At 73.7% G+C, this 15,318-nt stretch carries 10 protein-coding genes; 3 read left to right on the forward strand and 7 right to left on the reverse strand.

What is annotated here, in order from left to right; translation table 11 throughout:
* Nucleotides 1–216: 216 nt before the first annotated feature.
* From ettA to TNCT6_RS20495, 3 genes are read left to right on the forward strand one after another with little or no spacing between them, the layout of a single operon-like run.
* The gene (gene ettA / locus TNCT6_RS20485; protein WP_141360804.1) at nt 217–1,881 is read left to right on the forward strand and encodes an energy-dependent translational throttle protein EttA; all 1,665 of its coding nucleotides are present in this window, start codon (nt 217–219) and stop codon (nt 1,879–1,881) included.
* Nucleotides 1,882–1,890: 9 nt separating this feature from the next.
* Complete coding sequence (locus TNCT6_RS20490) at nt 1,891–2,337, forward strand: thioesterase family protein (protein WP_141360806.1); 447 nt, start codon at nt 1,891–1,893, stop codon at nt 2,335–2,337.
* Complete coding sequence (locus TNCT6_RS20495; protein WP_141360808.1) at nt 2,334–3,059, forward strand: hypothetical protein; 726 nt, start codon at nt 2,334–2,336, stop codon at nt 3,057–3,059. Before TNCT6_RS20490 ends, TNCT6_RS20495 begins: the two co-directional genes overlap by 4 nt.
* A gap of 10 nt (nt 3,060–3,069) precedes the next feature.
* Here TNCT6_RS20495 and TNCT6_RS20500 read toward each other — a convergent pair whose 3' ends face one another.
* The 7 genes from TNCT6_RS20500 to TNCT6_RS20530 all read right to left on the reverse strand — a co-directional run bounded on the left by TNCT6_RS20500 (nt 3,070) and on the right by TNCT6_RS20530 (nt 15,318).
* Nucleotides 3,070–4,029 (reverse strand): ABC transporter ATP-binding protein, encoded by a 960-nt coding sequence (locus tag TNCT6_RS20500; protein WP_141360810.1) that lies wholly within the window; start codon nt 4,027–4,029, stop codon nt 3,070–3,072.
* 49 nt (nt 4,030–4,078) lie between these two features.
* Nucleotides 4,079–6,829: an ABC transporter permease gene (locus tag TNCT6_RS20505; protein ID WP_141366651.1), complete on the reverse strand. Its 2,751-nt coding sequence runs from the start codon at nt 6,827–6,829 to the stop codon at nt 4,079–4,081.
* 1 nt (nt 6,830) lies between these two features.
* Nucleotides 6,831–10,112: an ABC transporter permease gene (locus tag TNCT6_RS20510; RefSeq protein WP_141360812.1), complete on the reverse strand. Its 3,282-nt coding sequence runs from the start codon at nt 10,110–10,112 to the stop codon at nt 6,831–6,833.
* A 153-nt stretch (nt 10,113–10,265) separates the two neighbouring features.
* Nucleotides 10,266–10,670 carry a globin gene (locus TNCT6_RS20515; RefSeq protein ID WP_141360814.1) on the reverse strand — a complete coding sequence of 135 codons (405 nt, stop codon included), beginning with the start codon at nt 10,668–10,670 and terminating at the stop codon, nt 10,266–10,268.
* Between the two features lie 105 nt (nt 10,671–10,775).
* Nucleotides 10,776–12,038, reverse strand: coding sequence for an FHA domain-containing protein (locus TNCT6_RS20520; RefSeq protein ID WP_141360816.1), 1,263 nt, complete (start codon nt 12,036–12,038; stop codon nt 10,776–10,778).
* A gap of 93 nt (nt 12,039–12,131) precedes the next feature.
* Nucleotides 12,132–13,478: a VWA domain-containing protein gene (locus TNCT6_RS20525; protein ID WP_141360818.1), complete on the reverse strand. Its 1,347-nt coding sequence runs from the start codon at nt 13,476–13,478 to the stop codon at nt 12,132–12,134.
* A 136-nt stretch (nt 13,479–13,614) separates the two neighbouring features.
* A complete protein-coding gene (locus TNCT6_RS20530) occupies nt 13,615–15,318 on the reverse strand; it encodes a PP2C family serine/threonine-protein phosphatase (protein WP_253266172.1) in 1,704 nt (567 codons plus the stop codon).

Genomic DNA, 15,318 nt, shown 5'->3' on the forward strand with positions numbered 1-15,318 from the left:
TGTGCAAAGTGATCGCCACCGGGCCGTCCGTGGGCCGTGCGAGGGTGCCCGAGGCTGATCAATGACGACCGGCAGTGACAGACCAGCGCCAGCCGCCAGCAGCGAAACCCCAGGTCAGAGCCCCCCGACCGCACGGGTTTCCGCGTAGGGGTGGCGGTACGGCAAGATGGGGTGTATCTGCCCACTGCCTGATTTCAAGCTGCCGGACGGTTTCTCTTGGCTGAGTTCATTTACACCATGCGCAAGGCGCGCAAGGCGCACGGCGACAAGGTGATTCTCGACGACGTCACCCTGAACTTCCTGCCGGGTGCCAAGATCGGCGTCGTCGGCCCGAACGGTGCCGGTAAGTCGACCGTGCTGAAGATCATGGCGGGGCTGGAGCAGCCGTCCAACGGTGACGCGTACCTGTCGCCCGGCTACACCGTCGGCATCCTGCTGCAGGAGCCCCCGCTGACCGAGGGGAAGACGGTCCTGGAGAACGTCCAGGAGGGCGTGGCCGAGATCAAGGGCAAGCTCGACCGGTTCAACGAGATCGCCGAGCAGATGGCCACCGACTACTCGGACGCGCTGCTGGAGGAGATGGGCAAGCTCCAGGAGGAGCTCGACCACGCCAACGCGTGGGACCTCGACGCCCAGCTCGAGCAGGCCATGGACGCCCTGGGCTGCCCGCCCGGCGACTGGCCCGTCACCACCCTCTCCGGTGGTGAGCGCCGCCGTGTCGCGCTGTGCAAGCTGCTCCTCGAGCAGCCCGACCTGCTGCTCCTCGACGAGCCCACCAACCACCTCGACGCCGAGTCGGTGAACTGGCTGGAGCAGCACCTGGCCAAGTACGAGGGCACCGTCGTGGCCGTCACCCACGACCGGTACTTCCTGGACAACGTGGCCGGCTGGATCTGCGAGGTGGACCGCGGCCGGCTGCACGGCTACGAGGGCAACTACTCCAAGTACCTGGAGACGAAGGCCGCCCGTCTGAAGGTCGAGGGCCAGAAGGACGCCAAGCGGCAGAAGCGGCTCAAGGACGAGCTGGAGTGGGTGCGGTCCAACGCCAAGGGGCGGCAGGCCAAGTCCAAGGCGCGTCTGGCCCGCTACGAGGAGATGGCCGCCGAGGCCGAGAAGATGCGGAAGCTGGACTTCGAGGAGATCCAGATCCCGCCGGGCCCGCGCCTGGGCAGCATCGTCGTCGAGGTCAACAACCTCAGCAAGGCCTTCGGCGAGAAGGTCCTCATCGACGACCTCTCCTTCACGCTGCCCCGCAACGGCATCGTCGGCGTCATCGGTCCGAACGGCGCGGGCAAGACCACGTTGTTCAAGATGATCCAGGGCTTTGAGCAGCCGGACTCCGGCAGCATCAAGGTCGGCGAAACGGTCAAGATCTCCTACGTCGACCAGAGCCGCGGGAACATCGACCCGAAGAAGACGCTGTGGGCCGTCGTCTCCGACGAGCTGGACTACATCAACGTCGGCCAGGTCGAGATGCCGTCCCGGGCGTACGTGTCCGCGTTCGGCTTCAAGGGCCCGGACCAGCAGAAGCCCGCCGGTGTGCTCTCCGGCGGTGAGCGCAACCGCCTCAACCTGGCGCTCACCCTGAAGCAGGGCGGCAACCTGCTGCTCCTCGACGAGCCGACCAACGACCTCGACGTCGAGACCCTGTCCAGCCTGGAGAACGCGCTCCTCGAGTTCCCCGGCTGCGCCGTCGTCGTCTCCCACGACCGGTGGTTCCTGGACCGCGTGGCGACGCACATCCTCGCCTACGAGGGCGAGTCCAAGTGGTTCTGGTTCGAGGGCAACTTCGAGTCGTACGAGAAGAACAAGATCGAGCGGCTCGGCCCGGACGCCGCACGGCCGCACCGCGCCACCTACAAGAAGCTGACCCGGGGCTGATCGAAGCAGATGCGCCACATCTACCGCTGCCCGCTGCGCTGGGCGGACATGGACGCGTACGGCCACGTCAACAACGTGGTGTTCCTCCGCTACCTGGAGGAGGCACGCATCGATTTCCTGTTCCGCCCGGACAAGGAGTTCAAGCAGGGGTCCGTGGTGGCGCGTCACGAGATCGACTACAAGCGCCAGCTCGTCCACCGGCACGCGCCGGTGGACGTCGAGCTGTGGGTCACCGAGATCAGGGCGGCGTCCTTCACCCTCACCTACGAGGTCAAGGACGGCGACCAGATCTATGTCCGCGCCTCGACGGTGATCGTGCCGTTCGACTTCGAGGCGCAGCGTCCGCGCCGGATCACCGCGGAGGAGCGCGAGTTCCTCCAGGAGTACACCGACGACGCCGGCACCGGTGACGACGCCGCGGTCGCGGGCGACAAGGAGGAGGCCGTCGCCGCATGACGGCCCTCCACCTCGCCGACGAGACGGAGGCGGCCGACCTGGCCGCCTTCCTCTCCCGGCTGCTGCACTACGACCGTTCCGCCGCGGTGCGCCTCCAGGCGTCGGGCACGGCGCTCGCCGTCTTCGGACGGCCGGCGTCCTTCGAGGTGCTGGCGGTGCGCACGGTGCGGCTCGCCGAGCCGTACCGGAACGACCCGGACGCCACCCTCGACGTGACCGTCTCCGCCGGTGAACTGCTGGAGTCCGTCGACGAGTCGGCGGCCACGGCCGCTGTCCCGGCGGCGGTGACCGGACCGCCGTGGGCGGGCGTGCTGCCGCCGCGCGGCGGCTGGCGGGCGGAGCCGGGGCTGCCCCCGGCCGGGGTCCTGGGTGCCACGGTGGCCGCCGCGGTCGCCGAGTTCCGCTCCCGTACGGGGGAGTTGGCGCAGGAGCACCGCACGCGCGCCGAACTCGACCGGATCGGGCGGGAGATCTGGTCCCGGCTGGTCGGCGAGACCCAACTGCCCGTGCGCGCCGTGCACGCGGCACAGTCGCTGCGGTTCCTCAGGCCCCCCGCCGCCGTCGGCGAGGGGGACTCCGCGAGGCCCCGGGCGGCCTCCGGCGAGGAGGACCTCGCGCTGCTGTCGTCGGGGACGTGGCTGCGGCTGCGGACCCCCTACGGTTCGATCGCGGTACGGCGGGCGGAGGCCGGACTCGGCTCCCTGGACGTCAGCGTCCGCTGAACGCGGCGGCTCAGCCTCCCTCGCTGTCGTCCGGCCGCACCGCGATGTGGTCGGGCTCCAGTTCCAGCGCCACCCGGTCACGCATCCCCAGGGCCTGGGTGTACTCGGCGGGCAGCTGCAGACGGCCGGCCCGGTCGAGCATGGCGTACTCGCGGCTCACCAGCTTCTCGTCGCCGGTCGCCGCGTCCACCTCGCTGCGGCGCAGCACCTCGGTGGAGGTGCGGCCGTCGCGGATGGCGACCGTGCGGCGGACCTCGCCGGCGACCGCCTGGTCGTGGGTGACGATGACGATGGTCGTGCCCAGATGCTCGTTGGCGGTGCGGAACGCGGCGAAGACCTGCTCGCCGGTGTGGGAGTCCAGTTCGCCGGTGGGCTCGTCGGCGAGCAGTACCGCGGGGTTGTTGGCGAGGGCCACCGCGATCGCCACGCGCTGCTGCTGGCCGCCCGACATCTGGTGCGGACGATGGTCCCGGCAGTGGCCGACCTCCAGCAACTCCAGCAGTTCCAGGGCGCGTTCGGCCTTGGCGCGGCGGCTGCGTCCACGGGCGCCGGACAACTGCATGGGCAGGGCGACGTTCTGCGCCGCCGTCAGGTAGGGGAGCAGGTTGCGGGAGGTCTGCTGCCAGACGAAGCCGACGACCTCGCGGCGGTAGCGCAGGCGGTCCTTCGCGGTCATGGCGAGCAGGTCGTGATCCCCGACCCGGGCCGCGCCGGCCGTGGGGGTGTCCAGCCCGGCGAGGATGTTCATCAGGGTGGACTTGCCGCTGCCGGACGCGCCGACGAGGGCCATCAGCTCGCCCTCGCGGACCAGCAGGTCCAGGCCCTGGAGGGCCTGGACCTCCACGCCGTCGGCGGTGAAGATGCGGACCAGACGGTCGCAGCTGATCAGCGCGTCGTGGCCGTAGGCCGGGCGGGTGCGGTTCGCGGTGGCACGCTCGGCCAGGTCGGCCAGGGTGGGGTTCGTCGTCATCGGGGCTCTCCTGAGCGGCGGCTACGGCGGCTGTGGCGGTCCGGTCGGTTCATCTCGCGTCCCCCGCTCTCAACTCCCGTACCGATCCCTTGCGTCCCGTCCACCACGCCTGGCTCACGGCGATCCCCACGGTCAGCAGCAGCACCGCCGCCGCCGGCAGGGCCAGCGAGAGCGGGTCCGTCCGCAGCGCGTTCCCACCGGTGACCACCGTCGTCGACGGCAGCGCGATGACCGTCAGGTCGATACCGGGGGAGAGCAGCAGGACGGTCGCCCAGCCCGTCAGCGCTCCGCCCGCCGCGGCGAGCAGTGCCTGGGGCAGGGACTCCAGGACGAGCAGGCGGCGACCCTGCGCGCGGGTGAGGCCCATGGTGCGCAGGCGGGCGAGGAGCGCGGCACGCTCGGGCGCGGTGCGCAGCAGGGCGAGCAGCAGGGCCAGGACGGCGTAGCCGGCGCCGGCGGCCACCGCTACCGCGTAGACGCGCTCGGCGCCGGACTGGAGAGGCGAGTCGACGTACTGGGCCCGTTCCTCGGAACGCAGGTGCACGGACGCCGACTCGCCCACCGTCCGGCGCAGGGCGCCGGCGTCCGGGTGGCCGCCGGTCAGGAGCAGCGTGTTCGTACGGGCCGTCTCGCGGCTCAGCCCGGCCCGGTCCACGACCAGGAAGCTGGTGCCGATCACGGCCGGGGTCCGGTCCCGGACGGTGACGATCCGGACGGTGACGTCGGTACCGTCGCCCAGCATCACGTTGAAGGGCTGCTTGCCGAACATCTCGGCGATGGAGGGGGAGGCCAGCGCCGGCAGCGGGTCCCGGGGGCCGTCGGCCGGCCGCCGCAACTGCCGCTCGGGGAAGGCGCCGAGCCCGGTGCTCGTGGCCAGGGACGCGTAGGACGCCGGGTCGACGCCCGCCAGGGGCACCCGGGTCAGGTCCGTTCCCGCCTTGGCCAGGTAGTCCGTGCTCACTTCGGCGAGTTCCCGCACGCCCGGTGTCCGGCGGACCCGGTCGGACAGTCCGGCCGGCAGCGCTTCGGTTCCCTCGACGCGGGCTCCGGCGCCGACGGCGAGGAGAGCCGCTTGGTCGCGGGCACCGGCCACCCCGGCCAGTACGGAGCCTCCGAAGGCGGCGGTGGTGAGCGCGGTCAGCAGCGCCAGCAGGGGCAGCATCGCCGGGACGGACGTACGGCCCGCACGGGCCAGGGACAGATGACCCACCGCCCCGCGCAGCCGGCCGGCCGGACGCATCAGCCAGCGCAGCGGCAACGGGTACAGGCGGACCAGCAGCAGCGCCGCGATCACGCCCACCAGCACCGGGGCCAGGAACACCAGTTGGTCCCCCGACCCGCCCGAGGCACCGGCATCCTCCGACGGCCCCGAGACCCCGTACCGCCGCAGCGCCTCCACCGCTCCCGCCGCGATCACCAGCAGCGTCAACTCGGCGACCGTGCGGCGCTGGGAGGGACGTACGGACACCGTGTCCTCGCGTGGTCCGTGGACGCGGACCGCGCGGTGGGCGACCACCGCGCGCACGGGCAGCGCGGCACAGGCGACGGCGGTGACCGCGGCGGCCGCGAGGACCGCGTAACCCGGGCGGCCCTCGGGGACCGCGAGCAGGGCCGCACCGAGTCCGAGTGCGCCGGCGGGCACGGCGACCACCGCCGTCTCGGCGAGCAGCCGGCCGGCCAGACCGGGCAGGGAGGCGCCGCGGGCGCGCAGCAGGGTGAGTTCGAAGCGGCGGCGGTCGGCGGCCAGGCCACCGGCCATCAGCAGCACCACCGCGGCGACCGTCGCGCTGCCGAAGGCGGCGACGGCGACCAGCGGGGTGATGCCGGAACTCAGGCGGCCGTAGGAGATGAGGATGTCGTCGAGGTCGGTGTCCACCTGCGTGGCCGGGTCGGTGGCCGCACGCACTTGTACCAGGCCCGGCCCGGACTTCAGGTTGGCGACCGCGCCCTTCAGGCCCTCGAGGTCGTGGGCCTGCAGGGCGCGGGTCTCGGGAGCCACCTGCCAGTAGCGCAAGGGGGTCCCCACGGTGCCCAGCAGAGCGGGGGCGGCCTCGGACGGCAGGAGCAGTGCGCCGAGCCAGTACATCGGCGGTTCGGGCTCGTCCGAGGGCACCTGCACCAGGGCCGGGGTGCGCAGCAGCGGCGAGGTCGACCAGTAGGCGCCGTCGGGCTCGCGCGGGGTGATGATGCCGGTGACGCGGACCGCGAGCGCCGGGCCGGACACGGCGGGTACGTGGATGACCGAACCGACCTCGATGTGCAGGCTCTTGGCCGTCGCGGCGCTCACGGCGGCCTCCACGTCCGGGGTCGAGGCCGTCACCCGCCCGGTCGCCCGCGGCATCCGGCCCGCGCGCAGCGAGGAGTGCTCGGCCAGCCCACTGGGTGCGACCAGGCGAATTTTCGCGGGCAGCCCGCTGGGCCTGGGGATCCAGCGGTCGGGGACGGGGAGGTCGGTGCCGTTCACCACCCCGTACGACGACTGGCCGGGGTCGGCGACGAGCGGGCGCGGAATGGTGCCGAGGACCTTGGTGTGCTGCCGGCCCATGGCCGACGGGAGCAGCGCCTGTTCCCGCTGCCGGTCCGGGCCCTGGGGCACCTGGGCGTATACCGTCAAGGTGGTGCGTGGCGGGGTGGCCCGCTCGACGGCCTGGGCCAGACCGGCGTTCTCGTACCGGTCGAGCGCGCGGGGGAACGCGGCCGCAAGGAACGCGGTCAGCGCGACCAGCAGGGCGAGGGCGGCCGCGGCACCCGGCGCGGTGCGGAGGCGTACCCGGACCCAGGCGGGAGTGACGGCGTTCAGCTCACTCACCTCCGCGGTCTCGAAGGGACAGCGCCGGGTCGGGCCGGCGCAGGGTCAGTACCGCCGTGACGACGAGCGGCGCGGCGGCGACGGCCGCCAGCAGCAGGACCACCCGAGCGGCGGGCAGTTCGACCAGGACGGTCGGCAGCGGTTTCGCGGCCTGCCCGGTCAGTACGATCAGCGGGATCACCGTGCGGGCCAGTACGGTGCCCAGAACCACGCCGACCGCCAGCGCCAGGGCCACCAGCACGCCCTGCTCGGCCGCGAGCGTCCGGGCCAGCTGGCGGCGCGGGGCGCCCATGGCACGCAGGAGGGCGAATTCGGCGTCCCGCTCCCTGCGGGCCCCGACAGCCCCGACCACGAAGCCGACAGCGGCCAGCGCCGCCGCGGCCGCGGAAGCCGCGGTGAAGGCGGCCGCGGGCCCGGCGCCGAACGGGTCGTCGTGCAACTGGGCGGCGATCTCGTCCCGCACGATCACTCGCGCCGGGTCGATGTCGGGCAGGGCCCGCAGGGCCGCGGCCACGGCCGCCGACCGGTGGGCGTCGGTGCGCAGCCACCACTCGGTGGGCGCGGCCCGGTCGCCGGACTGTGACTGGAGCAGCCGGTTGACCGACCGCAGGTCCATCAGCAGACCTCCGCCGTCGTGCGCGGCGTCCGGGGAACCGCCCTGATCGGCAGTGCCCGTGGTCGGCAGCGCCCGTACCGAACGCACGATCCGGACCGGAACGTTCTCGCCGCCGAAGGTCACGTCCACCCGCTGCCCCTCGCGTGCACCCGTGGATTCGAGGAAACGGTCGGTCGCCACGGCCGCGACCTCCGTCTGCGCGGGCTGCGCCGCCTGGAGCCGCACGGTCACCGAGCCCGTCACCCAGGGCTGGTCGTGCGGCACGTAGCCGGTGCCGTAGGTGACGGTCAGCGGGCGGGTGGACGTCACGGCCGCCTTGGCCGGGGAGGTGCCGTTGTCGCCGTCGGGAGTGGAGGCGATGTTGTTGCCGATCGAGGTCGCCTTCCAGGCCGTCGGCGCACTCAGTCGCCGTACCGTCCCGTCGGCGCCGGTGGCGGTCACCTCGGAGACGGTGAGGCGGTGCCGCTCGGCGACGTCGACGGGCTGGTTGAGGGACAGATCGAGACCGATCAGGGTCAGGGGGCCCGCGTCCGCGGGGAGGGTCAGGTCCAGGGGGCGGGAGCGGCCGTCGGCGGGCAGCGTGCCCAGCGGCATGCGGTACGGGACTCCGCGACTGTCCTCGACGGTGACTCCCATGTCCACCGGCATCCTCGTGCCGGAGCCGTGGATGTCTGCGGTCAGCCGCAGGCTGGCCGTCCCGGCGGGCAGCTTCAGCCCCGCCGTCGGGCTCTTGGGCGCGAGCCCCGCCAGCAGTGGCCGTACGGAATCGGACGCCAGGTCGGGGCGCATCAGCATCGTGTCCGCCGCGTTCACGGTGTCCAGCGCGAGCACGGTTGCGGCGCGGTTGCCGGACAGCGGCAGAGTGGTGCGGACGGCTGGGGCGGCGGCGCTCACGCGCGGGAGGGCCGCGTACTGCTCGGTGCGGCCGAGGTCCCCCTCCCCGGCGGCCAGTACGCGCACCGGCGCACCCGCCCGGAAGTCCGCCTGGTCGTCCTGCGAGCGGTCCCAGGAAGCTCCCTGACCGATCGCCAGCATGCCCAGCGCGATGGCGAGTACGAGCAGCAGCACCGGCCCGGCCCCGCGCATCGGGCGGCGGCTGAACTGCCAGCCCGCCAGCGCGGCCGGCAGTCCGCGGCCGCCGGTCGCGCGCCGCTCGGCCAGCCGGGCCACCGGCGGCAGCAGCCGCAGGGTCAGCACCGTTCCGGCCAGCAGGGCCAGTGCGGGCGCGACGACCAGCAGCGGGTCGATGCCGAGCGCGCCCGTGAGGTCGCCGCCGACCGCGCCGGAGGGCTGCCCGTTCAGCTGCCAGTACGCCACACCGGCCACCGCCAGCAGTCCCAGGTCCGCGCCGGCGCGCAGCGGCGCGGGCAGCGTACGGGCCCGCGAGCCGGTCGTGAACGACGAGGTCAGCGCGGGCAGCGTCACCGCCATCGCGCAGCCCAGCGCCACGGCCGCCGCCACCAGCCAGACCCCTGGCCGCCCGGTCGCGGAGACGTCCGGGTGCAGTCCGATCCGGGCCAGGGCGCCCTGCTCGGCCAGCAGCCCGGTCAGCGGTCCCGCCAGCAGCGGCGCGCAGGCCACGGCGGGCACGGCGAGCAGCAGCGCCTCGGTGGCGGCGAGGCCGGCGATCCGGGCGCGGGAGCCGCCGCGGGCCCGCAGCAGGCGGGTCTCCCTGCTGCGTTCGGTGCTCAGCAGCCGGGCCACCAGCAGCAGCGCGTAGCCGGCGAGCAACGCCAGCTGGAGCACGGCGATCATCAGGGTGGAGCGGGCCACGAGCAGGGAGCGGTCGATCCGGTCCAGGACGGTGGGCAGCGAGGACGTGACCTCCGGTGTGCCGCTCACCGCCGTGGACGTGCGCAGGGACGCGGCACTCTCGCGCACCGCGTCGCGCAGCGCTCCGATCCGTCCGGTCGCCAGCGTGGAGAAGTCCGCCGACGCCTGCCACGCGGTCTGTCCCGCGCTCACCCTGCCGCCGGTGAGGACGGCGGGGTCGGTCAGCAGCGGCCCGTACATCGTGAAGCCGACCTTGCGGACGCCGCGGCCGCCCAGATCGTCCAGCCGCCAGTACGGCGCGTCGGCGCGGACGGGGCGGTAGAGCCCGGTGATCCGAATCTGGGCCTTCCGGCCGTCGAGGCGGTCGGTGAGGGTGAGCCGGGCGCCGGGCTTCAGCCCGAGGCGCTGCGCGGCGGTCTGCGGCAGCGCGACCTCGAGGTCACCCGTCGCCGTCTCGCCGGGGAGGCGTCCGGAGACGAGCCGCACCTGGGTGGGGTCGATCGCCGCGAGGTACGTCAGGTCCGGGTCGCCCGAGCGCTCCGCCGGGGGCCGCAGGGACAGGGGCAGGCCGTAGGGGCCGGAGCGCACCAGGGTGCGCACGGTGACCGGCAGTCCGTCGAAGGCCTTGCGGGCCTGCTCGCGTACGGCGGTGTCGGCGGCCGCGCGCTTCTCGGACGGTGTGTCGACGCGGACGACCAAGGTGGCGTCGGCGGCGTTGCGCGGGTCCCGCAGGGAGTGGCGCAGCGCCGCGTCGCCGATCGCGCCGGAGTAGGCGGTGAGTGTCGCCAGTACCGCCGTGGTCAGCAGCACCGTGAGCAACGCGGCTGCCAGCAGCAACCGGTGCGCCCGCGCACGCAGCAGGACGAATCCAGTGAACCCCGCCACCCGGCTCCCCCTGCCGTTGTCCAGACCTTTTCGGTGATGTTGTCAGAGGGAGCGCGGCGCGGGTAAGCGTTTGTGGGCCGAGCTTGACCGGATCGTGATCGGAATCCGGCGCCGGACGACCGGAATCCGGTACTCAGGTTTCTGTGTGGCGGCTCAGTCGGGTGTGTTCACCATCGACGCCGCCGCGTACGTCAGGTAGTTCCACAGCGTCTGCTCGTGCTCCTGCGACAGGCCGAGCTCGTCGACCGCCACCCGCATGTGCCGCAGCCAGGCGTCGTGCGCCGCCCGGTCGACCCGGAAGGGCGCGTGCCGCATCCGCAGCCGCGGATGGCCGCGCCGCTCGCCGTACGTCGTCGGACCGCCCCAGTACTGGATCAGGAACAGCCGCAGCCGCTCCTCGGCCGGTTCCAGATCCTCCTCGGGATACATCGCCCGCAACTCGGGATCCCCGGCCACCCCCTCGTAGAAACGGTGGACCAGCCGGCGGAAGGTCTCCTCGCCGCCGACCTGCTCGTAGAAGGTCTGCTCCTGAAGCGTGCCACGCCGAATCTCATTCACCCGTCCATGCTCTCAGACGGCCGGACGGAGGACCGGAGGCCTAGGACCTGCCCGGATGACAGGGCCTGGGCTTCCGGGTTTCCGACGTGTTCCGGACGAGAGACCCTAGCCACGCCTGATCGTGATCGTCGTCCAGGCGCCCACGTGCACGCGGTCGCCGTCCTGGAGGGGGACCGGCACGAAGGGCTGGATGGGGTCCTCCGAGCCGTTGACCGTGGTGCCGTTGGTCGAGTTCTGGTCGACCACCGCCCAGCTGCCGTCGGGCTGCTGGACCAGCACCGCGTGCTGGTGGGAGACGCCCGGGTCCTCCGGCGGGACCGACAGGTCGATGTCGGGGGTGTCGCCGGTGGAGTGCCGGCGGCGGCCGATGGTGACCTGGTTGCCGGTGAGCGTGCGCTGCTGCTCGGGCGAGTACGCGGGCAGGTTCAGACCCGCGGCCTCGGGGCCGGAGCGCTGCATCATCGCCATGAAGTAGTCGCGGTCCGGGCCGATCGTCGCCGTCCAGGTCGCGGGCTGCTGCGGCTGCTGCGGGAAGGCCGGTCCCGGCGGGGCCTGGGTGGCACCCGGCTGCGGGTAGCCGTAGCCGCCCGCCTGGCCGGGGCCGGGACGGCCGGGGACGCCCGGACCGGAGGGGCCCGTGGACGACGGCGGGGAGATCACCCAGTCGTCGTCACCGCCGTGCGGCGGCCGGCCGGTCTCCTGCGGGAACCCGGGCGGTGCCGGCGGGCCGGGCTGCTGGAACGCCTGCGGGGCACCACCGGGCGCTCCGGGGGCACCGGGCGGCGGCGGAACCGGCCGTGACGGGTCGCCGCCGAAGTTCGGCGGGCCGGGGCGGCCGGGGGGCTCGGTCCCGAAGTTCGGGGGGCCGGGGCGGCCGGGGGGCTCGGTCCCGAAGGGCGGGGCGTGCGGGATCGGCTCGGCGGGCCGGTTCACCTGGGACGGCCGGGAGCCCTGGTACTCGAACGTGTCGCCGCCGAAGGCCGGACCGGGCGGCTGCGGGAAACGCGGGCCGGGACCGGGACCGGGACCGGGACCGGGCGGCGCGGCCGGCGTGTACGAGGTCGCCGTGTTCGTCAGGAAGTTCCACCGGCACTCCTCGCAGAACGGCGCGCCGCCCTCACGGGGCGTACGGCACTGCGGGCAGAGCTCCGGCTCGGGGTTCGGTACGGCGGACAGGTGCGGGCGCCCACCGGGCACGCCGGGCGCACCCGGCTGACCGGGACCGGCGGGCCCCGGCGCGGGCGGGAAGCCGTAGCCCCCGACCGGGGGCGGCGGGGGAGGCGGAGGCACGGCACCGGCCATGCGGTGACCGCACACCTCGCACCAGTCGTCGGAACCCGACTGGTGTCCGTTCGGGCAGGTCGGCATGTCGGCGCTTCCCCCTCTCCTTCTCCGGCCGGTGCGGCCGGATTTCTCCCACCCCGAGGGGTCGGGCTCGCTGTCCTGGGCGGTCTTCCCGTGTCACTTCTTCACGCGAACGGTCTTGGTGGACCGGGTTTCGAGAGTCATCTCGTCGGCCTCGTCGACCTTCGCTTTCAGTCGCACAGTACCCGTCGCGGCGTCGACCACGTCCACCACCTTCGCAAGCAGTTTCGCAGTATCCGCGTTCCCCGAGGCTCCGGCGAGCTGAACAGCGCGGCCCAGCTTGGCCGTTGCTCCATCGAAATCGCCTGCTTTACGAAGGTCGAGGCCCTGCTGGATGGCCTGCGCCAGTTCGGCCTGCCCGGTGTAGTGCGCCACCTGCGGATTGATCGAGGTGGAGGCGGTCATGTCGTCGGTCCACACGGCCCGTACCAGGCCCTGGGCGCCGAGATTCTGCACCGTGCCGTCCGGTTTGGGCACCACCAGGGAGATCCGGGCGGCGAGCATCTCCTGCCCGATGCCGGCCGCGGGCACCTCCACACAGAGGTGGTAGTCGCGGGACTCGTCCCCCCAGGATCCGGTGGGATAGTCCCCGGCGCGCGGGCCCGCCTCGGCCCGGCGGTCGGTCAACTCCTCAACGGATGGGGCGACTTGCTTGACGAACTTGATGGTCGTGCCCACCGGCGTCCATACCCGCAGCCAGACGTCCGCGACCTCCTTGCCCATCGCCGTCTCCATCATCCGCCTGAAGTCGGCGGCCAGGCCCGCCGGATCGGCGACGATGTCGGCGGTGCCGAGCAGCGCGGAGGCGATCTGTGTGACTTCTTTCACTTCCCAGTCGGTGCCCACGCCCCGCGCGTCACATGTGAAGCGCCCCGCGCATGCGTCGAGTGTCCGCCGGAGGTCCTCGGGCGACTCGTGCTCGTTGCGGCCGTCGGTGAGCAGGATCCCGTGCCGGATGGCGACGTCGGCCGAGGACAGCAGCCGGTCGGCCAGCCGCAGCCAGGTGCCGATGGCCGTGCCGCCGCCCGCGCTGAGCCTGCGCAGCGCCTGCTTGGCCTGGTCGCGGGTGGTCGCGTCGGCGACCGCGAGCCGGCCGCCGCCCGGATAGACCTCCTTGGCCACGTGCGTGCCGCCGATCACCGCGAAGTGCACACCGTCGCGCAGGGTGTCGATCGCGGCGGCCGTGGCGTCCCGGGCGTTGCGCATCTTGGTCGGCGGATAGTCCATCGAACCCGAGCAGTCGACCATGATCGCCACCGCGGCGGACGGTCCCTGCCCGGGCGTGTACAGGTGCGGTGCCGCGACCGCGCTGCCGATCGTGCCGCCGCCGGTCGCGCTGACCGTGACGATCGAGTTGACCTCCCGGCCGCCCTCCGGCAGGTACTCGTTCTGGTACACGTCCACCGCGAACTGCGGCACGCTGGGCTTCGAGAAATTCGCCATGCTGTCCCAGATCCCCCTCTGGACCCCGTGAACGGGGACGACGACTGTGGACGGACCGGCCCCCGCCGGCCCGCGGAGCTTCCCCGCGCCGAGGGCTCGGCCGGGGGGTCTCGTCACGCGCCCCCGCGTACGTCCCTCAGGCCGATCCTGCCCCCTGCGGCGTGGCCGGGAACGGCAGGACGGCCACTGTTACGTTGTCGTGGCCCCCGCCGTCCAGGGCGTGGCCGACCAGGACCCGGGCGCTGTGCAGCGGGCGCACGGCGGCGTCGAGGGGGACGGCCTCGGCCATCTCCCGGGCCGTCTCGGCGTAGTTCCACAGCCCGTCCGTGCACACCACGACCACTCCCGGCCGGTCCGGCTTGAAGGAGGCGGTGTGCGGCTCCAGTTCGTAGGCGTCCGCGCCGAGCCAGCCGGTGATCGCGTGGGCGCGCTCGTCGGCGTACGCCTCCGCCTCGGACATCAGGCCCGCGGAGACCATCTGCGCGGCCCACGAGTCGTCCTCGGTGAGCCGGGCCGGGGGCGCGCCGCGGTCCACCGGGACCCAGTAGGCGCGGCTGTCGCCGACCCAGCCGACGACCAGCAGTCCGGAGGTGACCACCGCGCCGACGAACGTGCAGGCCGGCGCGTTCTGGTGGGCGGAGTGCCGGCCGGCCGGCGCGGGCTCCCCGGCGAGCGCGTCGACCGCCTGCGCGGCGGCGACGATCGCGTCGTGCATGGCCTGCTGCGGGTGCGTGCCGCGGGGCAGCGCGGCCAGCAGCGACTCGCTCGCCGCTCGGGAGGCGGCCAGGGAGGCGTCGTCGGGGCGGGTCGCGGAGGACACGCCGTCGCAGACGATCGCCGCGAGGGCGGGAGAGCCGTCGGGCAGCGCGGTACGGCCGAGGGCGAAGGCGTCCTCGTTGCGGTGGTGGCGCAGGCCGCGGTCGCTGACGGCGGCGATCGGGCCCGACTCCTGTTCCATGTGGTCGCGTTCGCGCGGCTGGGCGTGCCCGCAGTTCTCGCAGTAGCCGTCGCTGTCGACCCGGCCGGCCCGGCAGGCCACGCACACCGTGGTGGCCTCGCCCGGGGCGCCGTCGCCCGGGGTGCCCTCGGCCGGAGCGGCGGTGTCGGAGTCGGCGGGCACGCGCGGGTCCGGTGCCTGCAGCGGGTACTCGTCGGGCTCCGCCGGCCGGTCGAACCGCACGCCCGAGGCGGACGCCCCTTGCTGCTGTGGCTGTCCCTGTGGCTGCGGACCCTGGCCTTGCGGCTGCGGGTGCTGCTGTGGCTGTGTTTGCGCCTGTCCTTGTCCTTGCGGCTGCTGCTGAACTGCGGCCTGTGCGTGGGCCTGCGGCTGCGGCTGCGGCTGCGGCCGGCCCGTCGCCCGGGCCTCGGCTGGTGGCTGTGGCTGCGGCTGCGGTTGCGGCTGGGGTTGACCCGTCTGTGGTTGCTGCGGGGACTGCGCCACCGGATGCGGCCGCTGCTGGACCGCCGCCTGCACCGCCGCCTGGGCCTGCGCCTGGGACTGGGCTTGAGCCTGCGCCTGTGCCTGCCGTGCCGGTGCCGGCAGCGGGGAGCCGCTCGAGTCCGTGCCCGGCAGGTCCGTCGGCAGATGCAGCCGTGGCGGGGCCTCGGAGGCGTCCGGGTGCGGTGCGCGCGGCCATACGGCGTCGTCGGCACGCTCGCCGGGGCCGGCCGGGCGCGGCACCGCGCCGCGGTCCATGGTGAGCGTCGGCGTGTCGCCCGGTCCCTCGGCGGCCGCGGACAGGTCGTACCCGCACGCGCCGCAGAAGCGGTCACCCGATTCGAGCGGCTCCGCACAGCTCGGGCACTTCGGCAGCGCGGCCTGCTGGTGCATCTGCGACAT

The sequence above is a fragment of the Streptomyces sp. 6-11-2 genome (genome assembly GCF_006540305.1).
In the GTDB taxonomy this organism is placed as follows: domain Bacteria; phylum Actinomycetota; class Actinomycetes; order Streptomycetales; family Streptomycetaceae; genus Streptomyces.